Source organism: Rhodoferax sp. XS2R6 (genome assembly GCF_056521365.1).
This window is the reverse complement of the sequence record NZ_JBWMAY010000002.1, coordinates 458,192-479,897: the sequence shown is the minus strand read 5'-3', so window position 1 is coordinate 479,897 and position 21,706 is coordinate 458,192. Positions and strand designations below refer to the sequence as shown.

At 63.7% G+C, this 21,706-nt stretch carries 22 protein-coding genes; 14 read left to right on the top strand and 8 right to left on the bottom strand.

All coding sequences use genetic code 11. The annotated features are described in order from the left end of the window. Position 1 precedes the first annotated feature (1 nt). The 9 genes from AC097A_RS08755 to tolA all read left to right on the top strand — a co-directional run bounded on the left by AC097A_RS08755 (position 2) and on the right by tolA (position 7,561). Positions 2-1,423, top strand: a complete 1,422-nt coding sequence (locus AC097A_RS08755; RefSeq protein WP_315493218.1) for a sensor histidine kinase — start codon at positions 2-4, stop codon at positions 1,421-1,423. Between the two features lie 6 nt (positions 1,424-1,429). After that, entirely contained in the window at positions 1,430-1,831 is a 402-nt protein-coding gene (locus AC097A_RS08750; RefSeq protein WP_479620540.1) for an RNA-binding S4 domain-containing protein, read from the top strand. Positions 1,832-2,022: 191 nt separating this feature from the next. Further along, positions 2,023-3,138 (top strand): bifunctional 3,4-dihydroxy-2-butanone-4-phosphate synthase/GTP cyclohydrolase II, encoded by a 1,116-nt coding sequence (gene ribBA, locus AC097A_RS08745; protein ID WP_479620539.1) that lies wholly within the window; start codon positions 2,023-2,025, stop codon positions 3,136-3,138. A 55-nt stretch (positions 3,139-3,193) separates the two neighbouring features. Then, positions 3,194-3,661 (top strand): 6,7-dimethyl-8-ribityllumazine synthase, encoded by a 468-nt coding sequence (gene ribH / locus AC097A_RS08740; protein ID WP_105260541.1) that lies wholly within the window; start codon positions 3,194-3,196, stop codon positions 3,659-3,661. Then, entirely contained in the window at positions 3,661-4,200 is a 540-nt protein-coding gene (nusB, locus tag AC097A_RS08735; protein ID WP_105260540.1) for a transcription antitermination factor NusB, read from the top strand. The genes ribH and nusB overlap by 1 nt, the downstream gene beginning before the upstream one ends. 18 nt (positions 4,201-4,218) lie before the next feature. After that, positions 4,219-5,406 carry a pyridoxal phosphate-dependent aminotransferase gene (locus tag AC097A_RS08730; protein ID WP_479620538.1) on the top strand — a complete coding sequence of 396 codons (1,188 nt, stop codon included), beginning with the start codon at positions 4,219-4,221 and terminating at the stop codon, positions 5,404-5,406. Positions 5,407-5,420: 14 nt separating this feature from the next. Next, a complete protein-coding gene (gene tolQ, locus AC097A_RS08725; RefSeq protein ID WP_479620942.1) occupies positions 5,421-6,122 on the top strand; it encodes a protein TolQ in 702 nt (233 codons plus the stop codon). A gap of 21 nt (positions 6,123-6,143) precedes the next feature. Next, entirely contained in the window at positions 6,144-6,590 is a 447-nt protein-coding gene (locus tag AC097A_RS08720; protein WP_479620537.1) for an ExbD/TolR family protein, read from the top strand. 5 nt (positions 6,591-6,595) lie between these two features. Continuing rightward, positions 6,596-7,561, top strand: coding sequence for a cell envelope integrity protein TolA (gene tolA / locus AC097A_RS08715; protein ID WP_479620536.1), 966 nt, complete (start codon positions 6,596-6,598; stop codon positions 7,559-7,561). A gap of 69 nt (positions 7,562-7,630) precedes the next feature. Here tolA and dnaE read toward each other — a convergent pair whose 3' ends face one another. Continuing rightward, positions 7,631-11,197: a DNA polymerase III subunit alpha gene (dnaE, locus tag AC097A_RS08710; RefSeq protein ID WP_479620535.1), complete on the bottom strand. Its 3,567-nt coding sequence runs from the start codon at positions 11,195-11,197 to the stop codon at positions 7,631-7,633. A gap of 124 nt (positions 11,198-11,321) precedes the next feature. Between dnaE and AC097A_RS08705 the strand changes: the two genes are divergently transcribed. Together AC097A_RS08705 and AC097A_RS08700 are read left to right on the top strand one after the other, a co-directional pair. Next, positions 11,322-11,738, top strand: a complete 417-nt coding sequence (locus AC097A_RS08705; protein WP_315848015.1) for a hypothetical protein — start codon at positions 11,322-11,324, stop codon at positions 11,736-11,738. 18 nt (positions 11,739-11,756) lie between these two features. Next, the gene (locus AC097A_RS08700) at positions 11,757-12,515 is read left to right on the top strand and encodes a sulfurtransferase (protein ID WP_315479413.1); all 759 of its coding nucleotides are present in this window, start codon (positions 11,757-11,759) and stop codon (positions 12,513-12,515) included. Positions 12,516-12,520: 5 nt separating this feature from the next. Here AC097A_RS08700 and AC097A_RS08695 read toward each other — a convergent pair whose 3' ends face one another. The 5 genes from AC097A_RS08695 to AC097A_RS08675 all read right to left on the bottom strand — a co-directional run bounded on the left by AC097A_RS08695 (position 12,521) and on the right by AC097A_RS08675 (position 15,677). Further along, on the bottom strand, positions 12,521-13,339 hold the full coding sequence (locus AC097A_RS08695) for a DUF2145 domain-containing protein (RefSeq protein ID WP_479620534.1): 819 nt from the start codon (positions 13,337-13,339) through the stop codon (positions 12,521-12,523). Then, entirely contained in the window at positions 13,339-13,740 is a 402-nt protein-coding gene (locus AC097A_RS08690; RefSeq protein WP_479620533.1) for a hypothetical protein, read from the bottom strand. The genes AC097A_RS08695 and AC097A_RS08690 overlap by 1 nt, the downstream gene beginning before the upstream one ends. Positions 13,741-13,905: 165 nt before the next feature. After that, complete coding sequence (locus AC097A_RS08685) at positions 13,906-14,457, bottom strand: flavodoxin family protein (protein ID WP_105260531.1); 552 nt, start codon at positions 14,455-14,457, stop codon at positions 13,906-13,908. A gap of 73 nt (positions 14,458-14,530) precedes the next feature. Continuing rightward, the gene (locus AC097A_RS08680; protein WP_315474175.1) at positions 14,531-14,941 is read right to left on the bottom strand and encodes a DoxX family membrane protein; all 411 of its coding nucleotides are present in this window, start codon (positions 14,939-14,941) and stop codon (positions 14,531-14,533) included. A gap of 34 nt (positions 14,942-14,975) precedes the next feature. Continuing rightward, positions 14,976-15,677 carry a pirin family protein gene (locus AC097A_RS08675; protein ID WP_479620532.1) on the bottom strand — a complete coding sequence of 234 codons (702 nt, stop codon included), beginning with the start codon at positions 15,675-15,677 and terminating at the stop codon, positions 14,976-14,978. A 119-nt stretch (positions 15,678-15,796) separates the two neighbouring features. Between AC097A_RS08675 and AC097A_RS08670 the strand changes: the two genes are divergently transcribed. The 3 genes from AC097A_RS08670 to gluQRS are packed head-to-tail and all read left to right on the top strand — an operon-like array spanning position 15,797 to position 18,822. Continuing rightward, positions 15,797-16,738: a LysR family transcriptional regulator gene (locus tag AC097A_RS08670; protein WP_315474174.1), complete on the top strand. Its 942-nt coding sequence runs from the start codon at positions 15,797-15,799 to the stop codon at positions 16,736-16,738. Positions 16,739-16,798: 60 nt separating this feature from the next. Further along, positions 16,799-17,842, top strand: a complete 1,044-nt coding sequence (locus AC097A_RS08665; protein ID WP_479620531.1) for an NAD(P)/FAD-dependent oxidoreductase — start codon at positions 16,799-16,801, stop codon at positions 17,840-17,842. After that, complete coding sequence (gluQRS, locus tag AC097A_RS08660; RefSeq protein WP_479620530.1) at positions 17,839-18,822, top strand: tRNA glutamyl-Q(34) synthetase GluQRS; 984 nt, start codon at positions 17,839-17,841, stop codon at positions 18,820-18,822. The genes AC097A_RS08665 and gluQRS overlap by 4 nt, the downstream gene beginning before the upstream one ends. On the opposite strand, the gene AC097A_RS08655 is transcribed toward gluQRS, so the two are convergent. Together AC097A_RS08655 and AC097A_RS08650 are read right to left on the bottom strand one after the other, a co-directional pair. After that, complete coding sequence (locus tag AC097A_RS08655; protein ID WP_479620529.1) at positions 18,814-20,988, bottom strand: transporter substrate-binding domain-containing diguanylate cyclase; 2,175 nt, start codon at positions 20,986-20,988, stop codon at positions 18,814-18,816. The two genes, gluQRS and AC097A_RS08655, sit on opposite strands and share 9 nt — an antisense overlap. Positions 20,989-21,053: 65 nt before the next feature. Beyond that, a complete protein-coding gene (locus AC097A_RS08650) occupies positions 21,054-21,695 on the bottom strand; it encodes a glutathione S-transferase family protein (protein ID WP_479620528.1) in 642 nt (213 codons plus the stop codon). Positions 21,696-21,706: the final 11 nt, after the last annotated feature.

Genomic DNA, 21,706 nt, shown 5'->3' with positions numbered 1-21,706 from the left:
CATGGCCCCCAACCACCGCACGCCCCTGTCCCTGCGGCGCAGCTTGCTGCTGGGCATCTTGCTGCCCATCGTGCTGTTTGTGGTGGTGGACACCATCAGCCTGTACCGCCAGGCACTGGGCGCCGTCAACACCGCCTACGACCGCACGCTGCTGGCCTCGGCCAAGGCGATTGGTGAGCTGCTGGACATTGAGGGCGACGGCGCCCAGGCCCGGCTGCGCGCCCAGGTGCCCTACTCGGCGCTGGAGGCTTTTGAGGCCGACAACCGCAGCCGCATGAGTTACCGCATTTCGGATGCGCGCGGCCAGTGGATCGACGGGGCCGAAGATCTGCCTGCCTGGCGTGGCACCCTGCCCAACCAGGGGCCGTACGCGGCGCTGGTGGACTTTTATGACGACAGCTTCCGCGGCGACCCGGTGCGCGTGGCCGTACTGCTACAACCCGTGGCCACGCGGCGCGAACGCACCATGGCCATGGTGCAGGTGGCCGAAACCCTGGAACTGCGCCGAACCCTGGCGCGGCAAATCCTCATCGACACCCTGCAGCGCCAGGCCATTCTCATCACCGTCATTACCGCCGTGGTGCTGGTGGTGGTGCAGCGCGTGACCCGACCAGTGCGCCGCATGAGCAGTGAACTGCAGCAACGCCCCGAAGACGACCTGACCCCGCTCAATGCCAGCCACCTGCCGCTGGAAATTCGCCCGCTGACCGAGGCCACCAACCAGGTCATGCAGCGCCTGCAGCACCTGCTGGACCACCAAAAACGTTTTGTGCGCGACGCGGCCCACCAGCTGCGCACGCCACTGGCCGTGCTCAAGGTGCAGGTGCAGTCGGCCCTGCGCGGCGATGTGGCGCCTATCGTTGCCCTGCAGGAGATCCAGACCACGGTGGACCGCGCCACCCAACTGGCCAACCAGATGCTGTCGCTGGCCAAGGTGGAGCAGGTCAAACAACAGCAGGATTTCGCCACCATGGACTGGACCGAACCGCTGCGCGCCGTGGCGCTGGACGTGTCGGCCCTGATTGCCGAGAAAGACCTGGACTTTGAGATCCGCACCGAGCCCAGCCTGGTGCATGCCCACGAATGGATGCTGCGCGAAATGGCGCGCAACCTGCTGCACAACGCCATCCGCCTGAGCCCGCGGGGGGGCCGCTTGAGTGTGCACCTGCAGCCGCTGGGCGATATGGCCGAGCTGCACATCGAAGACAGCGGCCCCGGTATTTCCGACGAGCTGCGCCTGCGCCTGTTCCAGCCGTTTGCCGCGGGCCACGCCCATTCGGGCTCCGGCCTGGGTCTGACCATCACGCGCGAAATGGTCAAGGCGCTGGGTGGCAGCATCACCCTCACCAATCTGTACGAACAAGGCTTGTGCGTGGGTCTGGACGCCTGTGTACGATTACCCCTTCAATCCACGCCCACCTGAACCCGCATGGACAGCACCCGCATCGACAAATGGCTCTGGGCCGCACGCTTCTTCAAGACCCGTGCACTGGCCACCGACGAGGTCAACAAAGGCCATGTGCAGATGGCGCAGCGCGACATCAAGCCGTCCAAGGATATTCGGGCTGGTGATGTGCTGACCATTTGGCAGGCCAAAGTGCCGCGCACCGTGGTGGTCAAGGGCATCAGCGACCAGCGTGGCCCGGCCCCCGTGGCGCAGCAGCTGTACGAAGAAACCCCCGAAAGCGTGGCCCAACGCAGCGAGATGGCCGAGCAGAACCGCCTGGCCGCCGAGCCCGCCCATGCCATTGAACATGGCCGCCCCACCAAACGCGAGCGCCGCGCCCTCGACAAAGGCTGGGGTACGCGCTGGAGCGCATCCGTGGACTAAGCCCCCACGCTCCGCCGCTGCGCGGGTCGCTGCCCCCCAAGGGGGCGCGTTTAAGCTTGGGGCGGCCCGGCGCTGAAACCTGATCCATTGCCCTTGTGCCGGGGCTTGCCTTGGGGTTTGCGGCGATAATCGGGGACACGCCTGCCATCGGCACGGCCTTGTTGGACCGCTCTTTTGAAAGTACTTTGCGCATGACCGCCTTCTCCCCCGTCCCCATTTCCCCGGTTGAAGACATCGTCGCCGACATGCGCGCAGGTCGCATGGTCATCCTGGTAGACGAGGAAGACCGCGAAAACGAGGGCGATTTGGTCCTGGCGGCCGACCACGTCACCCCCGAAGCCATCAACTTCATGGCCAAGTTTGGCCGTGGCCTGATCTGCCTGACGCTGACGCGCGAACGCTGCGAGCTGCTCAAGCTGCCTCCCATGGCCACGCGCAACGGCACCAAGCACAGCACCGCCTTCACCGTCTCCATTGAAGCCGCCGAGGGCGTGACCACCGGCATCTCGGCCGCCGACCGCGCCCGCACCGTGCAGGCCGCCGTGGCCAAGGGTGCCGTGGCCAACGACCTGGTGCAGCCCGGCCACATCTTCCCCCTGCAGGCGGTGGATGGCGGCGTGCTCATGCGCGCCGGCCACACCGAAGCCGGTTGCGACCTGTCGGCCATGGCTGGCTGCACGCCTGCCGCCGTGATCTGCGAGATCATGAAAGACGATGGCACGATGGCCCGCCTGCCCGACCTGCAGCTGTTCGCGGCCGAGCACGGCCTGAAGATCGGCACCATTGCCGACCTGATCGAACACCGCAGCCGCACCGAATCGCTGATCGAAAAGCTGGGTGTGCGCGCCCTGCAAACCGCCTACGGCGAATTCACGGCCCATGCCTTCCGCGACACCACCGGCCAGGGCGTGCACCTGGCGTTGGTCAAGGGCAGCTGGACAGCTGACACGGTGGTGCCCGCCCGCGTGCATGAACCTCTGTCGGTGCTGGACGCGCTGGAAATCAATCGCTCCATGCACAGCTGGAGTTTGGACACCGCGCTGGCCCACATTGCCAAAGAGGGTAAAGGCGTGCTGGTGCTGCTGAACTGCGGCGAAACCGGCGAACAGCTGCTGGCCCAGTTTGAAGGTACCGCCCGTGCATCCCAAGCGCCCGAGCGTGGCCGCATCGACCTGCGCACCTACGGCATTGGCGCACAAATCCTGCTGCAATGTGGCGTGCACAAGGTGCAACTGATGGGCAGCCCCCGCCGCATGCCCAGCGTGACCGGCTACGGCCTGGAAATCACCGGCTATATCTGTAAGTAATGACTTTGGGGACAGATCTTCAGCTCTGTCCTCAACTTGAAAGGAAAACTCCACTATGTTTGGCGCAGACAAAGGCACCACCACCGAAGACCGTTTGAACGGTAAAAAACTCTCCATTGGCATCGTGCAGGCGCGTTTCAACGCCAGCGTGACCGACGCGCTGGCGGCCGCCTGCAAGGCCGAGCTGCTGGCCCTGGGCGTGTCAGACAAGGACATTGACCACGTGACCGTGCCCGGCGCGCTGGAAGTACCAGTCGCCCTGCAAGCCATGGCCGAAAAAGGCAAGTACGACGCGCTGGTGGCCTTGGGCTGCATCATCCGCGGCGAGACCTACCACTTTGAGCTGGTGGCCAACGAGTCCGGCTCTGCCGTGACCCGCCTGGCGCTGGACTACCAACTGCCCATCGCCAATGCGATTTTGACCACCGAAGACATGCCCCAGGCGATTGCCCGCCAGGACGAAAAAGGCCGCGACGCGGCCCGTGTAGCCGTCGAAATGGCCAACCTTCTGGAAAGTATTTGATGAGCGACACCCCTTCTTCCTCCGCGGCCAAGCGCCCGCCCCGCCAGTCCCGCACCGGGCTCACGGCCACGGGTGCGCGCAAGGCGGCTGGCAAGTCCAACCGCACGCGGGCACGCGAATTCGCGCTGCAAGGCCTCTACCAAAGCCTGGTGGGCCGCAATGCGGTGGACGACATTGACCCGTTCACGCGCGACCTGGCCGGTTTCAACAAGGCCGATGCAGCCCACTTTGACGCGCTGCTGCACGGCTGCGTGGAGCACGGCGAGGCCATGGACGCGCTGATCGCCCCCCTGCTGGACCGCCCCTGGGGCGAGATTTCACCTGTCGAACACGCGGTGATGTGGATTGGGGTGTACGAGTTCCAGCACTGCCTGGACGTGCCTTGGCGCGTGGTGCTCAACGAGTGTGTGGAACTGGCCAAGGAGTTTGGCGGCACCGACGGCCACAAGTACGTGAACGGCGTGCTCAACGGCCTGGCGCCCAGCCTGCGTGCCGCCGAGGTGGAAGCCGACAAGGCCAAGAAACCCCGCAAAGCCTGACACGCCCCCGCGCCACCCATGCAGATATCGTCTCGCGCAAAGAACATTGAACCGTTTTATGTGATGGAGGTGGCCAAGGCCGCTTCCACCCTGGGCGCCCAGGTGGCACACACCGATGCGCCCATGGTGTTCCTGAACATCGGTGAGCCCGATTTCACCGCCCCACCACTGGTGCAAGAAGCCGCCGAACGTGCCGTGCGCAACGGCCATTCCCAGTACACACCGGCCCTGGGCCTGCCACAGCTGCGTGAACGTATCAGCGCTTGGTACAGCAGCCGCTTTGGCGTGCAGGTGCCGGCCAGCCGGATTGTGGTGACCGCCGGTGCATCGGCTGCGCTGCATCTGGCGTGCCTGGCCCTGATCGAGTCGGGCGACGAAATTTTGATGCCCGACCCCAGCTACCCCTGCAACCGCCACTTTGTGAGCGCAGCGGAGGGCAAAGCGGTGCTCATCCCCACCACGGCGGAAGAGCGTTTCCAGCTCAGCGCCGCCAAGGTCGAAGCGGCCTGGGGCCCGCGCACACGTGGCGTGCTGCTGGCATCACCCTCCAACCCTACCGGCACGTCCATCCACCCGGATGAGCTGCGCCGCATCCACCAGGTGGTGCAGGCGCGCGGCGGCATCACACTGATTGACGAGATTTACCTGGCGCTGAGCCATGACGACCAGTTTGGCCAGACCGCGCTGGCGCTGGACGACGGCATCATCAGCATCAACAGCTTCAGCAAATACTTCAACATGACGGGCTGGCGCCTGGGCTGGATGGTGGTGCCCGAGGTGCTGGTGCCCGTGGTGGAGCGCCTGGCGCAAAACCTGTTCATCTGCCCCAGCACCATTGCACAACACGCCGCATTGGCCTGTTTTGAGGACGCGAGTATTGCGCTGTACGAGCAGCGCCGTGCCGAGTTCAAGGCGCGGCGCGACTACTTCATTCCGCAACTCAATGCCTTGGGCCTCAAGGTCCCAGTGATGCCCGATGGCGCGTTTTACGCCTGGGCCGATTGTTCGGAACTTTGCCAAAAACTGGGCATCCAGGACAGCTGGGACTTTGCCTTTGAGGTAATGAACCGCGCCCACGTGGCCATCACCCCGGGGCGGGACTTTGGCACGGCGCAGACCGCCCAGTTTGTGCGTTTTTCCACCGCCAGTTCGATGAAACAATTGGAAACAGCGATTGCCCGTTTGCGTGCGATGCTCGTGACCTGACCACCTGAACCTTTCTGATGAACCAAGACCTCTCCATCCTCCATTTGGTCCTCAACGCCAGCATCGTGGTGCAGGCCGTCATGTTGCTGCTGATGCTGGTGTCCATTTCCAGCTGGGCCGCCATCTTCCGCAAGCTGTTTGCACTGAACCGCGTGAAGGCACAAAACGAAGCTTTCGAGCGCGAGTTCTGGTCCGGCTCCAGCCTCAACGACCTGTTCAGCGCGGCCAGCAAAAACGCCCAACACTGCGGCCCCATGGAACGTATTTTTGCCAGCGGCATGCGCGAGTTTCAAAAGCTGCGCGAGCGCCGCGTGGCCGATGTGGGCACGCTGATGGACGGTGCCCGCCGCGCCATGCGCGCCAGCTTCCAGCGCGAGATGGACTCGGTGGAGAGCAACCTCTCCTTCCTGGCCTCGGTCGGCTCGGTGTCGCCCTATGTGGGCCTGTTTGGCACGGTGTGGGGCATCATGCACGCCTTCACCGGCCTGGCTTCGCTGCAGCAGGTCACGCTGTCCACGGTCGCCCCCGGCATTGCCGAGGCGCTGGTGGCCACGGCCATTGGCCTGTTTGCCGCCATCCCGGCCGTGGTGGCCTACAACCGCTTCGCGCGCGACCTGGACCGCATTGCCATCCAGCAAGAGACCTTCATCGAAGAGTTCTCCAACATCCTGCAGCGCAACGTGAGCGCGCAGGCCTCTGCCCCGGCTGCCCGCTAAGCCACCGCAAGGAACCCACCCATGCCCGCAGTAGCCGGACGCGGCCGAGGCCGCCGCACCATCAACGAGATCAACATGGTGCCCTTCATCGACGTGATGCTGGTGCTGCTGATCATCTTCATGGTCACCGCCCCGCTGATCACGCCCAGCATGATTGACCTGCCCAGTGTGGGCAAAGCCGCGCGCCAGCCCGACCAGATCATCCAGATCGTCATCGGCAAAAACGACAAGCTGGAAATGAAGGTGAAAGAACAAACCACGCCCCTGGTGCTCAAGGACCTGGCCGCTGCCGTCCAGCGTGCACAAGGGAGTGCCCAGGGTGCCAAAGGCGCCACCGCGGCAACCAACTCGGCCGTGGTCATCAGCGCCGACAAGGCGGTCAAGTACGAAAGTGTGGTCCAGGTCATGGACACCCTGCAACGCGCGGGCATCCAGCGCGTGGGCCTCTCGGTGCAACTGGCCAACTGACCCCCATGAGCGGCACCCGCCACCTGGAATTTGCCCCGCCCGCCACACCCGGCATGGTGCGGGCCGTGTTGCTGGCCCTGGTAGCCCACTTGGCGCTAGTGGCCGTGTTAGCCATCGGTGTGGCCTGGAAGCGGGAGACGCCCCCTGTCACCATGGAGGCCGAGCTGTGGGCCACCGTGCCACAAGAGGCAGCCCCCCTTCCCCCCGAGCCCGAACCGGAACCCGAGACACCAGAGCCCGCTCCCGAACCGCCGCTTCCCGTCCGCCCCGCGCCACCACCGGCCCCGCCTGTGGTGGACACGCCCAAAGCGGCTGACATCGCCCTGGCCAAAGAAAAGGAGAAGGCCCGCCTGCAGAAGGAGAAAGAGCTGCAGCAAGCCAAGCTGGAACAGGAACGCAAGGCGCAGCAGGACAAGCTGCAGCGCGAGAAACAAGCGGCGGACAAACTGGCCGCAGAGAAGCTGCGCAAAGAACAGGACGCCAAAGCCGCCCGCGAGAAGGCCGAGAAATTGGCCAAAGCGGAAAAAACCGACAAGGCCAAAGCCGACGCACTGGCCAAACAAAAGGCCACCAAGGCCGCGGAGCTTGCGGCCCAGAAAAACCGCGATGACCAACTCAAACGCATGGCCGCGCTGGCCGGTGGCGAGACCACAGGCTCGGGTGGCGCCGGCAGTGCCACCAAAAGTGCAGGCCCCGGTGCCAGCTACTTCGGTCGGGTGGCGGCACGTATCAAACCCAATGTCACCTACACCGACATCATTTCGGGCAACCCCATCACCGAGATTGAAGTCTCGCTCAGCCCCAGCGGCGATATCCTGAGCCGGCGCATCAGCAAACGCAGCGGTAACACCGCGTGGGACAACGCGGCCCTCAACGCCATCGACAAGACCGAAAAGCTGCCCCTGGACAACGGCAAGGTCTGGTCACCGCTGGTGATTGTGCTGTCACCCCAAACGCTGCTGGGCCCCTGAGGCCTACAGAGCGCTATTTATTTGATAGCTGCTCGCGCAATATCCACGGGGGCTAAAGGCCTAAAAGGCTTATAAATCGTAGACGATGGCGGCTTTGCCCTGGTAGGCTTGGCCCCGCCAGCTGGCCAGGGCCGCGTCACTGGGGAAAAACTTGGCCCGCTCATCCAGGTGCAGGTCCACCGCAGCGCCCGCCACCTCACCCTCGGGCGTCAGGCACTGCAGTTGCAGGCGTACCGGCAGGCCACGCACCAGTTCACCCTGCTCCGACATTTCCCGCACCGCCGGAAACTCGCGCACCATGGCGTGTAAATCGGGTGCGCGTTGCTGCCCATCGAGCTGCACCGCCACACGCAGGAACTTGCCAAAGCGGCAACGCGCCTCTTCAAGCCCCCACAGCTGCTGCACCACAAACCGCGCGGCAAAGCCGTTGCGCCCGGGTTGCAGGCGACCGCTCACGATGACCAAGGTGTCGTCTTGCAGCAGATGGCGGTAGGTGGTCAGCATGGCTTCGTCGGCCGTGGCCTCGATGGCCGCAGACTTGTCGTCCAGCGTGAAGATGCCCACCTTACCGCGGTTGCCGTTGATGACCTTGAAACCGCTGATGATGCCGGCCAGCACCTGCGGCTCGCGGGTTTCCAGCACCTCCTCAATCGGCCGTTTGGCAAACCGGCGCACTTCCAGTGCCATCTCGTCAAACAGGTGGCCCGAGAGGTAAAAACCCACCGCCGATTTTTCCTGCGTCAGCTGCTCGCGCACGCCCCAGGGCAGCACTTCCACCAGATCGGGTTCCTGGGTGCTTGAGCCATGGTCGTCTTCGCCGCCCATGTCGAACAGGCCGTGCTGGTTCGCATTGGCGGCGCTGGCCGCGGCAAAGTCGAAGGCGCGGTCCATGCTTTCCACCAGGGAGGCCCGGTTCAGGTGGATGGTGTCAAAGGCGCCGGCCTTGATCAGCGCTTCCACGCAGCGTTTGTTCAGGCGCGTGCGGTCGACCCGGCGGGCAAAGTCAAACAGGCTCTTGAAGGGACCGGCTTCTTCGGTCGGGCCACGGCCTTCGCGTGCCGCCACGATGGCCAGAATGGCCTGTTCACCGGTGCCCTTGATAGCACCCAGGCCGTAGCGGATTTCCTTGTTGGAGATGGGCTCAAACCGGTAGAAGCCGCGGTTGATATTGGGCGGCTCGAAGCTCAGGCCCATGGTCTCGGCGTCTTCAAACAGCACCTTCAGCTTGTCGGTGTCGTCCATTTCCACCGTCATGTTGGCGCAGAAGAATTCGGCCGTGTAATGCACCTTGATCCAGGCCGTGTGGTAGGCCAGGAGCGAGTAAGCGGCGGCGTGTGACTTGTTGAAGCCGTAGCCCGCAAACTTCTCCATCAAGTCAAAAACTTCGTCCGCCTTTTCTTCGCTGATGTCGTTTTTGGCCGCACCGGCGCGGAAGATGGCGCGGTGCTCGGCCATCTCCTCGGCCTTCTTCTTGCCCATGGCGCGGCGCAGCATGTCGGCGCCGCCCAAGGAGTAGCCGCCCAAAATCTGGGCGGTCTGCATCACCTGCTCCTGGTAGACCATGATGCCGTAGGTCTCGGACAACATCTCAGCCACCAGCGGGTGCGGGTACTCGATCACCTCTTTGCCGTGTTTGCGCGCCACAAAACTCGGGATCAGGTCCATGGGACCCGGGCGGTACAAGGCGTTCAGCGCAATCAGGTCTTCCAGGCGGCTGGGCTTGGCGTCCACCAGCATGCGCTGCATGCCCACACTTTCAAACTGGAACACGGCCTCGGTCTTGCCCTCGCTGAACAAGCGGTAGACCTTGGCGTCATTGAGAGGCAGGTTTTCGTAGGCAAAGTTTTCCTGGCCCGGGTGGCGCTTCATGATGAACTCGCGCGCGATCTCCAGGATGGTGAGCGTGGCCAGACCCAAGAAGTCGAACTTCACCAGGCCAATCGCCTCCACGTCGTCCTTGTCGTACTGGCTCACGGCCGACTCGCTGCCGGGCTGCTGGTAGAGCGGGCAAAAATCGGTCAGCTTGCCGGGCGCAATCAACACACCCCCGGCGTGCATGCCGATGTTGCGCGTCATGCCCTCCAACTTGCGGGCCAGCTCCAGCAAGGTCTTGACGTCTTCTTCTTTCTCTTCGCGCTCGGCCAGCAGGGGCTCGGCCTCGCTGGCGTAGACGTATTTGTCGTTTTTCTTGCCGTCGGTGGGCGGCAGCTGCAGCGTGACGTTGGTACCCGGCTTGTTGGGAATGAGCTTGGAAATGCCGTCGCAAAAGGTGTAACTCATGTCCAGCACACGGCCCACGTCGCGCACCACACCGCGCGCGGCCATGGTGCCGAAGGTGGCAATCTGGCTCACGGCGTCCTTGCCGTATTTATCCTTCACATAGTCGATCACCAGGTTGCGGTTGGTCTGGCAAAAGTCGATGTCGAAGTCGGGCATGGACACCCGCTCGGGGTTCAAAAACCGCTCGAACAGCAGGTTGTACTGCAGCGGGTCCAGGTCGGTGATCTTGAGCGCATACGCTACCAGCGAGCCGGCACCCGAGCCGCGGCCTGGCCCCACCGGGCAGCCGTTGTTTTTGGCCCAGTTGATGAAGTCCCCCACGATCAAAAAGTAACCCGGGAAACCCATCTTCAAAATGGTGGCCAGCTCAAACTCCAGGCGCTCCACGTAACGTGGCATCTGCGCCTCGCGTGCGTCAGCCTTCGGGTAGAGGTGCAACATGCGGTCCTTCAGACCCTCAAACGACGCGTAGCGGAAATACTCCTCCGGCGACATGCGCTGGCCATTGACCTCGGGCGTGGGGAACACCGGCAGCTGCGGCTTGCCCAGCACCAGCGTCAGGCTGCACCGTTTGGCAATCTCCAGCGTGTTGGCAATGGCCGAGGGGATGTCGGCAAACAATTCCTCCATCTGCGCCGCACTCTTGAAATACTGCTCGCGTGTGAAGCGGCGTACACGTTTGGGGTTGCTCAGGATCTCGCCATCGGCAATACACACACGGGCCTCGTGCGCTTCAAAGTCGTCGGGCTCGGTGAACTGGATGGGGTGCGTGGCCACGACCGGCAGCATCATGCGGGCGGCCAGTTGCACCGTGGCAATAACGTGGGCCTCGTCATCGGACCGGCCGGCGCGCTGCACCTCCAGGTAAAAGCGGTGCGGAAACACACCGGCCAACTGCATGGCGGCCTCGTAGGCACGGTCGGTGTCGCCCTGCACCAGCGCCTGGCCCACCGGGCCCGCCTGTGCACCGGCCAGGCAAATCAGGCCCTCGTGCAGCTCCTTGAGCCAGGCCATCTTCACCACGGCCTGGTTTTTCACCACGTTTTGGGTGAAGGCGCGGGCAATCAGCTCCGAGATGTTGAGGTAACCCTGCTTGTTTTGCACCAGCACGATGACGCGTGACACCGCGGTGGGGTCGGTGCCCAGGCCTTCGATGATGAGTTCGGCCCCGATGAGGGGCTTGACGCCCTTGCCACGGCCTTCCCGGTAAAACTTGATGGCGCCGAACAGGTTATTCAGGTCGGTGATGGCCATGGCCGGCTGGCCGTCCTTGGCTGCGGCCTTGACCACCTCGTCAATGCGGTTGGTGGAATCCACCACGGAAAATTCGGTGTGCAGGCGCAGGTGTACAAACATGGCTTGATTGTAGTTTTGCCAACGCCGCGACCAGGGCACAGGGGCACTGCCTTGCGTCACAATGACACTGCAGGAGACAAAATAAGCGGGAACACCCGCCTCGACCCGATTTGGAGCAAGAAACATGGCGACACCCGCCTTCCGCCCGCACGGTACTGCCCTGGTAGAACTGTCCGAGGCCATCCTGACGGTCCATATGCGCGGCGACTGGAACGCAGAAATGCGCAGCCAGACATCCCAACAAATGCGGCAGTACGCCCCCGCGCTGAATGCGGCCGGCCCCTGGGCCATCTGCAACATCCTGCATGACACCCTGGTCTACAGCGAAGCGCTGTACACCAGTGCCCGCCAAGACTACGCGTCTCGCCCGGCTGCATCACGCCTGCAGGCAGTGGCTTTTGTGATTGGCCCCGCTGTGGAGGGCGCCACCTTGCTCAAGCCGCGTTTTGAGACCCTGCTGGACGGCGTGATAGACGCCCGGGTGTTTGCCGACACCGAAGGCGCACGCCAATGGCTGCTGCAGCAACTGGCCCGCGCCTGACAATCTTAAAATCAGGGGGTGAACACCATCCTGAACATCTCCACCTACAAATTCGTACCCATCAGCGATGCACCCGCATTGCGCGAGCTGCTGCAGCAGCGTGCTGTGGCGCTCCAGCTCAAGGGCACCATCCTGCTGGCCGAAGAAGGCATCAATCTGTTCCTGGCTGGCCCGGCCGACGCGGTGCGCGGTTTTGTGGCCCAGTTGCACACCGATGCCCGTTTTGCCGACATCACCCCCAAAGAGAGCTGGTCCGATACCCAGCCGTTCAAGAAGATGCTGGTCAAGGTCAAGGGCGAGATCATCCGTATGAACCACCCCGCCATCCAGCCGGCCCAGGGCCGTGCGCCGGCCGTGGCCCCAGCCACCGTGAAGCGCTGGCTGGACCAAGGCCATGACGACAACGGCCGCCCGGTGGTCACGCTAGACACACGCAACGACTTCGAGGTGGACGAAGGTACGTTTGACGGCGCCATCGACTGGCGCATCACCAAGTTCACCGAATTCCCCGATGCGCTGCGCAACCACCTGAACGACCTGAAAGACAAAACCGTGGTGAGCTTTTGCACTGGTGGCATCCGCTGCGAAAAAGCCGCCATCCTGATGCGCGAAGAAGGGCTGGAGCACGTCTACCAGCTCGAAGGCGGCATCCTCAAGTACTTTGAGGAAACCGATGGCAGCCACTACCACGGTGGCTGTTTTGTGTTTGACGAACGGCGGGCGCTGGGCGCCGACCTGCAAACCGTGGGTTTGCAGACCGAACCATCAGCGTCCTGACACGCTCACCGCTGCGTCACCAGCGGCTTGTCGACCAAGCCAGCACGCAGCATCCAGGCAAACACAGAATCCACGGTCACGGTCTCAATCTTGTCCGCATAACGCTTCACATCGGGGTGGTCGTCAAACGCCACATTTGCCTTGGTCATGCGCGCGCCCAGGCGGGTGAGTGCGGTAATGGTCAGGGTGCTGGGCTGGTAGTCCTGCTGCTGCAACCAGGCCTGGGCCTGCAGCCGGTCCAGCACCGAGGCCTTGCCGTCGGCCGTCATGGCCAGGGCCAGCGTTTCAATCGCCCACTGGTTGGACTGCTGGTATTTTTGTGCCCAGGGGTAACTCACCATGTTGTAGGGTTTGTGGTGCAGCTGCAGGGCCTGTTTCTCGTCCAGCAGCACGGCCAGCAGGCGCTTTTGCACGGCGTCGGTGGGCACCAGCCAGGCCGCCTCGTACTGCCACAGGTCGTCCATAAAAAATTCGCCCAGGCCCTGGCGGTAGATGGCCGATTCGGCCGTGCCGCATTGGTTGAGCTTGTGCAACACGCGCCACACCTGGCCGCCCTGGCCGTCGGGCTGCTGGTAGGCAAAGCCCAGGTGCGAGTAACGAATGCCGTATTTGCTCAGGTCCTGCCCGGCACGGGCCATCACCACCACCTTGGCACCGCTGGCGTCCAGCGTTTTCAGGGTGCTGAGGGCCAGGCCCAGCGAACGCTCCACCGTGGCCACCTTCAGGGCCTGGGGTTCGTTGCAGGGCCGGCCCGCCAGGGCCGGGGCCAGTGCCCCCAGCCCCAGGGCAAGCGCCACCACCACACGGCATGCGGCGCTGCGCATCAGCGGCTCACACGTTCGTTGTGCAACAAGGCCTTGCCAATTTCATTGGGGATAAAGGCAATCACCGTGCCGGCCACCGACAGCACCACACCTGCACCAATCACGCTGACCGTGACCACGGTGCCCACGGCTGTGGAGGCACCACTGGCCACCTTGCCCGACACCTCCACGCTGGCGCGGGCGCCGTCGGATACACGCTCCAACAGGTAGACGGTGCCCTTGGCAGAGGCTTCCACGCCCTTGACCACCAGCACCGCACCGGCGGTAGAAAAAGCCACAGGAACCGCCACCACCGCGCCCGCACTGGCCCCGACCACCGACGCCAGTGGCATGGCCGACACGGCGCTCAGGGCCGATGCATCGGTTTGCGCTTGGGCATGAAATGAGGCTGCAGACCCCATGGATATTGCGCAAGCAGCTAGCAAAGAGATAGCACGACGGTATTGCATAAGAGGAAAAACCTCGGGTTGCTGGCAAAAGTGCCGCAGCCATCTTAGCAAGCCGCATGCAAAAACCCAGGCCGGTGCCACAGCACCGGGCCTGGGTTTCACAAGAGCAAAAGCCGCTTAGCCGCGCTTGCCCGCCAGCGCAGCAATACGCTCGCCATACTTGCGTCCGGTTTCCAGATCACCGGGGTTCATCTCGTCGGCACTGGCGTCACCCGGGGTCTGGGCAATCGGGCCGGCGTTGGACGCCAGGTAGTTCAGGTCGGCGCGCTGCGAACCCTTGTGGTTGTTATAGGCCATGCCGGTGCCGGCCCACAGGCCGCCGTGTTGCATGGCCAGGGTCATGAAGTAGTGCAGCGTGGAGTGTTTGTCGCCGTCCACGTTGGCGCTGTTGGTAAAGCCGCCAAAAATTTTGTCTTTCCAGGCCTGCACATACCAAGGCTTGCTCGAAGCGTCGGCAAACTTCTTGAACTGCCAGCTCACGCTGCCCATGTAGGTGGGCGAGCCAAAGATGATCGCGTCGGCCGCGGCCAAGGTGTCCCAAGCGGCTTCGGGCACATTGCCGTCGGCGTCGATGGTGATCAGGTCCGCCGCTGCGCCCTGTGCCACCGACTGCGCCAGGCGCTGCGTGTGACCGTAACCGGAATGAAATACCACTGCTACTTTTGCCATGTCAAAGCTCCTTGATAAAGGTGAAAGTTAAGGCGAAACAAGAGGGGCCCGCAGCGTGCGGGCTCCAGGGGGATTACTTGCCGCGCTTGGCGTCCAGGCTCAGCGCGCCGGGGCCAAAGGCCGTCAACATCAACAGACCACCCACGATGGCGATGTTTTTCATGAACATGATTTGTTGCATCTGCGCAGCCTCGGGGGCGGCGGCCCAGAAGGCGTGGAAAAACACACCCGCGGCCAGGGTGAACACAGCCAGCACCAGCGCAGCCAAGCGGGTCTGCAAGCCCAGCAGCAGCGCAATGCCACCGCCCGCTTCGGCCACGATGGCCAGCACTGCGCCGACTACGGGCAGCGGCAAGCCGACCGAGCCGATGTAGCCCACGGTGCCGGCAAAGCCCGCAATCTTGCTGATGCCAGCAGGCACAAACAAGGCTGCCAACAGAATGCGCGCGGCCAGGGCCAGGGGGTTTTGGAATTTGTCAAACATGAGGATCTCCTTCGTTGGTTAAAAAACTAAAAAATCAGGCTTCCAGGTCAAACACCAAGACTTCGGCGTTGGACCCTTGGGCCAGGGTAATGCGGCTTTCGCCCTCCAGCAGCGCCGCATCACCCGTCGTGAGCTTGGCGCCATTCACTTCCACACCGCCGCGCAGCACCTGCACATAGGCTTTGCGGGCGGGGTCCAGGGCCAGTTCGGCGCTCTCGGCACCGTCAAACAGGCCGCTGTAGAGCTTGGCATCGGCATGGATCAGCACACTGTTGTCCGCACCGTCGGGCGACGCGACCAGCCGCAGCTTGCCCTGTTTTTCGGCTTGGTCAAAACTCTTCTGCTCATAGCTGGGAGCAATACCGCGCACGTTGGGCTCGATCCAGATCTGGAAGAAGTGTGTGGTCTCGCCCTGGGCGTGGTTGAACTCGCTGTGTTGCACACCGCTGCCCGCACTCATGCGCTGCACATCACCGGGCGGAATACCCTTGACGTTGCCCATGCTGTCCTTGTGCGCCAGGTTGCCCGACATCACGTAGCTGATGATTTCCATGTCGCGGTGGCCGTGGGTACCAAAGCCGGTGCCGGGGGCAATGCGGTCTTCGTTGATGACGCGCAGGTTGCCCCAGCCCATGTGGGCAGGGTCGTAGTAACCGGCGAACGAAAAGCTGTGGAACGACTTCAGCCAGCCATGGTCGGCTTGGCCGCGGTCTTGGGATTTGCGTAAGGTCAACATACGGTGTCCTTTCTCTGTGTGTCTTGCTGATGGGTTGAACTTTAGGCCTCGGCAGGGTGTTTTCCATCCACGCTGTTTGATGGCATCATTCAAACCAATTCAACATAAAGGCATGCTTCATGCAAAACGCCCGCGACTTTTTGACCCCCGACGCGCTCTCCATGCTGCAGACCATTGCGGTAGCCGGCAGTTTTGCCGCGGCGGCGCGCGAGATGGGCATGGTGCCCAGCGCGCTGACCTACCGCGTGCGCCAGATCGAGGACGCGTTGGACGTGCTGCTGTACGACCGCAGCTCGCGCCAGGCCAAGCTCACCGAGGCCGGGGCCGAGCTGCTGCGCGAAGGTGCGCGCCTGCTCGAAGAAATTGATGCGGTGGCCAACCGCGTCAAACGTGTGGCTACGGGCTGGGAGCCGCAGCTCACCATTGCCATCGACACCGTCATCTCCAAGCCCACCATGATGGAGCTGTGCGAGAGCTTTTTCAGCCAGTCGCCCCCCACCCGCATCCGCCTGCGCGAAGAAACGCTGTCGGGCACGCTCGAAGCCCTGACCCGCGGCCAGGCCGACCTGGCGATTGGTGTAGCCCCTGATTCAGCGCGTACCGCCGGCGTGCACAGCAAGCCGCTGGGCCACATCACGTTTGTCTATGCCGTAGCCCCTCACCACCCGCTGGCCAACGCGCCCGAGCCGCTCAGCGACGAGGTGATCCAGAAACACCGCGCCGTGGCCGTAGCCGATTCCATCAGCCGGGGCGCGGGCCAGACCTTTGGCCTGCTCAGTGGGCAGGATGTGTTCACCGTGCCCACCATGCACGCCAAGCTGGATGCGCAGCTGCGCGGCCTGGGCGGCGGCAACCTGCCGCGCTGCATGGCCGACAGCTACATCGACACCGGCCGCCTGGTCGTCAAGCGCACCGAGCGCGCGCAGCGCCAGGTGCCGCTGCACTACGCCTGGCGCCTGAACAAAACCACCCAGCAGGGCAAAGCCCTGCAATGGTGGCTGAGCCAGCTAGAGAGCCCGACCACGCGCGACGCGCTGCTCGAAGAACACCGCAACGCGTAAGCCCGTGGGGCCCGGCCAGCGTGTATAAAGAGACCACTACAACTATTGGAGATTGCGCCCATGACCACTTCCAAACACATCGCTATCGTGGGCGCCGGCATGGCCGGTATCGCTTGTGCACGCACGCTGGTGCAAGCAGGCCACCGGGTGACCGTGTTTGACAAAAGCCAGGGCTTGGGCGGGCGCATGTCCACGCGCAGCAGCGCGTTCGGCACCTTTGACCATGGCGCGCAGTACTTCACCGTGCGCGATGCGCGCTTTGAGCTGGCCCTGCAAACCACCGCCGGCCTGTGCCGCCCCTGGAGCGCCAACACCGTACGTGTGCTCGACTCCCACGGCCGCGTGGCCGCTGCCGGTTTGCCGGCGCGTGAACCGCATTGGGTGCCATCGCCCGGCATGAATGCCCTAGTAGGTGCCTGGGCCAAACCGCTGGTGGACGCGGGCTGTGTAGAACTGCAAACCCGCGTCATGGGCATTGCGCCCGACGCCCTTAACAAAAACCAATGGCAGCTGCGCACCACCGGTGCAGACGACAGCAGCCACGTCTACAGCGGTTTTGACGCTGTGGTGCTGGCCATCCCGCACCCGCAAGCGCAGGCTCTGCTGGCCACCACCCCCAAGGGCGAGGCGCTGGCCAAGAAAACCACCAAGGTGTCGGTGGCCCCGTGCTGGACGCTGATGCTGGCCTTTCCGCAAGCCGTGCAACCCGGCCTCACCACCCTGGGCCCGCAGTGGAACGCGGCGCGCAGCACGCACCACCGCATTGCCTGGCTCACACGTGAATCGAGCAAACCCGGCCGCGGCCGCGTGGAACGCTGGACCGTGCAAGCCAGCGCCGCCTGGTCACAAGAGCATTTGCAAGACAACCCCGCCCGCGTGCAGGCCAAACTGATCAAGGCCTTCTCCGAGATCACCGGTATCCGCGCCGAACCGGCACACGCCGACGTGCACCGCTGGATGTACGCCAAGACCGAACAGCCCCTGGGCCACAGCCACCTGCTGGACGCCAAGGCCGGCCTGGGCGTGTGCGGCGACTGGTGCCTGGGGCACCGGGTGGAAGATGCATTTGTGTCGGGCTTGGAGCTGGCACTTTCGATGGCGTGAACAGCCGTTTGACCTACCGGGGGCGCTTTGCCCCCTCCCCCACGGGCCCGCTGCATGCGGGCTCGCTCGTTGCGGCGCTGGCCAGTTGGCTGGACGCGCGGGCGCATGGTGGGCAGTGGCTGGTGCGTATCGAAGACGTGGACACACCACGCTGCGTGCCCGGCGCCGACCAGACCATCTTGCAGCAGTTGGCCGCTTGCGGCCTGCACCCCGACGAACCGCCCGTGTGGCAGAGCCAGCGCAACACGCTGTACCAACACGCGCTGGAGCAACTGATTGCCACCGGGCTGGCCTACGCCTGCGCCTGCTCGCGCAAAGACATTGAACAAGCGCTGGCCGCGCGCGGTGACGGCAAACCGCGCCACGGCGAGCTGGTCTACCCCGGTACCTGCAGGCCCGAGCGAGGCGGCCTACACGGCAAGCCCGGCCGTGCCTGGCGCCTGCGCACTGATACCGCTATTTTTAAGCCTAATTGGCCTCTAGCGCTTATGGATATTGCGCAAGAAGCTCCTGAATTCATAGCAAATAACGCCCAGCTACTGCACTGGACCGACCGCCGCCTGGGCCCGCAAAGCCAGGATGTGGAACAGGCCGTAGGCGACTTTGTGCTCAAACGGGCCGATGGCCTGTGGGCCTATCAGCTAGCAGTGGTGGTGGACGATGCGGCACAAGGCATCACGCATGTGGTGCGCGGTGAAGACCTGGCCGACAACACGGCGCGGCAAATTGGACTGCAGCGGGCACTGGGCCTGCCCACCCCGCACTACCTGCACACGCCGCTGGTGCTGGGCCCCAACGGCGAAAAACTCAGCAAACAAAATGGCGCTGCCGCACTGGACACCACCACGCCCCAGGCTGCGCTGCAGGCCCTGCAGCAGGCCGCACAGGCGCTGGGCTTGCCGCCAGGTGCCGGCACACACACGCCAGACCACCTAGCAAGCTGGGTGCAAGCATGGCGCCTGGCCACCGCCTCAGGCTGAGGGTTCGGGCGCAGGACCCTCCAGGTCCGAACGCCGCTTTTTCATTTGCGCCTTGGCCTGGTACATGCGCTGGTCGGCCTGCGCAATGCACTGCGCCAGGGGCTGCTCTGCATTCGCACGCATGGCGTGGCCCAACGCGGCGCTGGGGGCGCCCCAGGCATCAGGCACGGCCGGCAACCGGGTGCCCAGGCAGCGCTGGCGCAGCCCCTCCATGCCCGCCAGGGCCTGGGCCTCGCTGGTAGCGGGCAGCACGATGAGGAACTCGTCGCCCCCCATGCGGAAGAAATGCCCCTCGGGCCACTGCTCGCGCACCAGGCCCGCGAACAGCAGCAGCAAGGCGTCACCCGCGGCGTGGCCGTAGCTGTCGTTCACACGCTTGAGGTTGTTCAAGTCGGCCACCACCACGGCCTGCGGGTAGTCGGGCCGCAGCGCCTGCTCGGCCCGGTCGCTGAAATAGTTGCGGTTGTAAAAGCCGGTCAGGGTGTCGGTGTACAGAAAATGCTCGCGCTCGGTCAAAAACTGGGTGCGGGCCTTTTGCTCGGCCAGCTTGCGTACCACCTTGATGACCAGCATCAAAATGCCCAGCAAGGCCGCCAGCAAAAACACCACGATCAGGATCAGCCGCCGGTTGGCCTCGTTGCGCAGCGCCGGCACGCTCTGGATGCCGGCGTACTTGGCGTCCTCAAAGCGAATCAACGGAATCACCTTGTCCATGATGGAAGCCAGCTCGGGCTGGCGCCGGCTCACGCCGAAGTAGACAAACGAGTCTTTGGAGGTGTTGCCGCGTTTCACCACGTCGGTGTAGCCCAGGCCGTTGATGTAGAACTCCACCACCGTGGGGTTCTCGATCATGTAGGCCACCTCGCCATTGCGCACCAGGCGCAGCGATTCCATGATGTCTGCGGTGCGTACGATCTGCGGGTTCTTCAGGTTTTTGCGCAAGTACTCCTCGTGCCAAAAACCGTCAATCACCGCCACCCGTTGCCCGTCCAGCCCGTACACGTCCTGCACCGGCGCGCTGCTCTTGAGGCCCACGATGATGTCGCGCTCGGTGCTGATGGCGTGGGGGAACACAAAGTCTTTGAGCCGGTCTTCGGTCTTGGCCATGTTGGCCACGTCCACACCGCCCTTGCGCGCCTTGTCCATGATGTCGGGAAAGGTGCCACTGACCACCTCAAAGCGGATGCCCACCGTGTCGCCAATGCGCCGCAGCATCTCGCCGGCAATGCCACGGTACTCGCCCTTGTCGTAGTAGTCGAAAGGCAGGTAGTCTTCGGCCACGCCTACCACGGCGGTGCCGCTTTTCTCCAGCCAGCGCAACTCGGCCTCGCTCAGGCGCAGGATTTTGCGGTTGTATAGGCGCTGTGCCTTGGCCTTCATGTCGCGGATTACGGCCTCGCGCTGGGCAATGTAGCGGTCCAACAGGCCTGCCAGAAGCTGCTGGTCCCGGGCCACGGCCAGGGTCATGTCCGAGGTGATGGCGCGCAGCTCTGCCACCAGGGCCAGCTTGGGGTGGGCGTACAAAAACTCGTACTCCAACCCGCCCCCCGCGGTCACAAAGCCGTCAAGCTCGCCGCGCTCCAGCGCCTTCAGGCCCGCCTCCTGTTCGTCAAACTCCACGCTCTGCACATGGATGTTCGGAAACTCCAGCGGCAGCTGCCCGATGACAAAGTCATTGCGAATAAAACCCACACGTTTGCCATCCAGGTCGCCCAGCGTCTGCACCGCCGTGTCGTTGCGTGCAAACACGGTGTAGGGGTACTTCCAGACGGGGCGGGTAAACCGCATGATGCGTTCGCGCTCGGGTGTGGCGTTAGCGCCGTAGAGGATGTCGATGTCGCCCGCGACAAAGCGGTTGTAAGCATCATCCCAGCCCTTGACCTGGGCTGGCACCACATGGAGCCCCAACTGGGCCTGCATGTCCTTGAGCAGGTCGTGCAGCAGGCCCACGCGGTGGCCCCGGAATTCAAAACTGTCCATGCCCGCAAACGGGTCGAAGCCCACCGTGTACGTCTTGCCGCGGTGCGCTGCCAGCCAGGCCTGCTCATCCACGTTCAGCTGCAACCCGGGCGCTGCGTGCGCCTGCCCCACCAGCACGCAGCCAGCCAACAGCAGGCAAATGCGCAAACCGGTCGACCAGCGCTGAAGCACACGAAGCAGGAACACGACAACCCTCCCGAAGTGAAGCGAATTGTGAACGCCGCCCTAGCTTACGTGCAAATGCCCCGGCATCACCACTTGGGCAGTATGCGGTCGCCAGGCATCAGGTCGTAGGGCGCCACCCAGCCGGGCAGGGCCTGCATGCGCGCAACCCAGGCTGCCACATGCGGGTAGCGGTTCAGCAGGTCCAGCCCGTTTTCTTCCTCGGGGTAAAACGCGTAGCCGCTCAACGAAAAGTCGGCAATCGTGGGGGCGTTGCCCACCATAAACGGTGTCTTGGCCAGGTGTTTGTTGACGATGTCGTAGGCCACTTCCAGCCGGCCCTTGAGCCAGGCCATCACGGCCGGTTCGGGTGCCACCGGGCCAAACGATTTGCTAAAACGGTAACTGGCGAAGTAGCTGGTGAACTTGTGGTTGTCAAACAAGATCCAGCGCAGCACCTCCAGCTTTTCTTCGGGTGTGGTGCCACCATACGCGCCGTGTTTGTCCGCCAGGTAGCTGAGGATGGCACCGGACTGCGTGATGCGGCGTGTGCCGTCCTCCAGAATCGGCGCCTCGCCCATTTCGTTGGTGGCCTCGCGCCACGCGGGGTCGCGTGAGGCTCCGTTCATGAAGTCCAAAAATACTGGCTCATAGGGCTGGCCCAGCGCACGCAGCAAAAAAGCCACCTTGAAACTGTTGCCTGACTGGGCAAAGCAATGCAATTTGTACATCCGGACTTCCT

Excerpts from the sequence above, each read along its gene's own strand:
- AC097A_RS08730 (WP_479620538.1), top strand. The coding sequence starts at position 4,219 with ATGCAGATATCGTCTCGCGCAAAGAACATTGAACCGTTTTATGTGATG.
- AC097A_RS08755 (WP_315493218.1), top strand. The coding sequence starts at position 2 with ATGGCCCCCAACCACCGCACGCCCCTGTCCCTGCGGCGCAGCTTGCTG.
- AC097A_RS08705 (WP_315848015.1), top strand. The coding sequence starts at position 11,322 with ATGGCGACACCCGCCTTCCGCCCGCACGGTACTGCCCTGGTAGAACTG.
- AC097A_RS08675 (WP_479620532.1), bottom strand. The coding sequence starts at position 15,677 with ATGTTGACCTTACGCAAATCCCAAGACCGCGGCCAAGCCGACCATGGC.
- AC097A_RS08695 (WP_479620534.1), bottom strand. The coding sequence starts at position 13,339 with ATGCGCAGCGCCGCATGCCGTGTGGTGGTGGCGCTTGCCCTGGGGCTG.
- AC097A_RS08665 (WP_479620531.1), top strand. The coding sequence starts at position 16,799 with ATGACCACTTCCAAACACATCGCTATCGTGGGCGCCGGCATGGCCGGT.
- tolA (WP_479620536.1), top strand. The coding sequence starts at position 6,596 with ATGAGCGGCACCCGCCACCTGGAATTTGCCCCGCCCGCCACACCCGGC.
- dnaE (WP_479620535.1), bottom strand. The coding sequence starts at position 11,197 with ATGTTTGTACACCTGCGCCTGCACACCGAATTTTCCGTGGTGGATTCC.
- AC097A_RS08720 (WP_479620537.1), top strand. The coding sequence starts at position 6,144 with ATGCCCGCAGTAGCCGGACGCGGCCGAGGCCGCCGCACCATCAACGAG.
- nusB (WP_105260540.1), top strand. The coding sequence starts at position 3,661 with ATGAGCGACACCCCTTCTTCCTCCGCGGCCAAGCGCCCGCCCCGCCAG.
- AC097A_RS08690 (WP_479620533.1), bottom strand. The coding sequence starts at position 13,740 with ATGGGGTCTGCAGCCTCATTTCATGCCCAAGCGCAAACCGATGCATCG.
- ribBA (WP_479620539.1), top strand. The coding sequence starts at position 2,023 with ATGACCGCCTTCTCCCCCGTCCCCATTTCCCCGGTTGAAGACATCGTC.
- AC097A_RS08680 (WP_315474175.1), bottom strand. The coding sequence starts at position 14,941 with ATGTTTGACAAATTCCAAAACCCCCTGGCCCTGGCCGCGCGCATTCTG.
- AC097A_RS08750 (WP_479620540.1), top strand. The coding sequence starts at position 1,430 with ATGGACAGCACCCGCATCGACAAATGGCTCTGGGCCGCACGCTTCTTC.
- ribH (WP_105260541.1), top strand. The coding sequence starts at position 3,194 with ATGTTTGGCGCAGACAAAGGCACCACCACCGAAGACCGTTTGAACGGT.
- AC097A_RS08670 (WP_315474174.1), top strand. The coding sequence starts at position 15,797 with ATGCAAAACGCCCGCGACTTTTTGACCCCCGACGCGCTCTCCATGCTG.
- AC097A_RS08685 (WP_105260531.1), bottom strand. The coding sequence starts at position 14,457 with ATGGCAAAAGTAGCAGTGGTATTTCATTCCGGTTACGGTCACACGCAG.
- AC097A_RS08650 (WP_479620528.1), bottom strand. The coding sequence starts at position 21,695 with ATGTACAAATTGCATTGCTTTGCCCAGTCAGGCAACAGTTTCAAGGTG.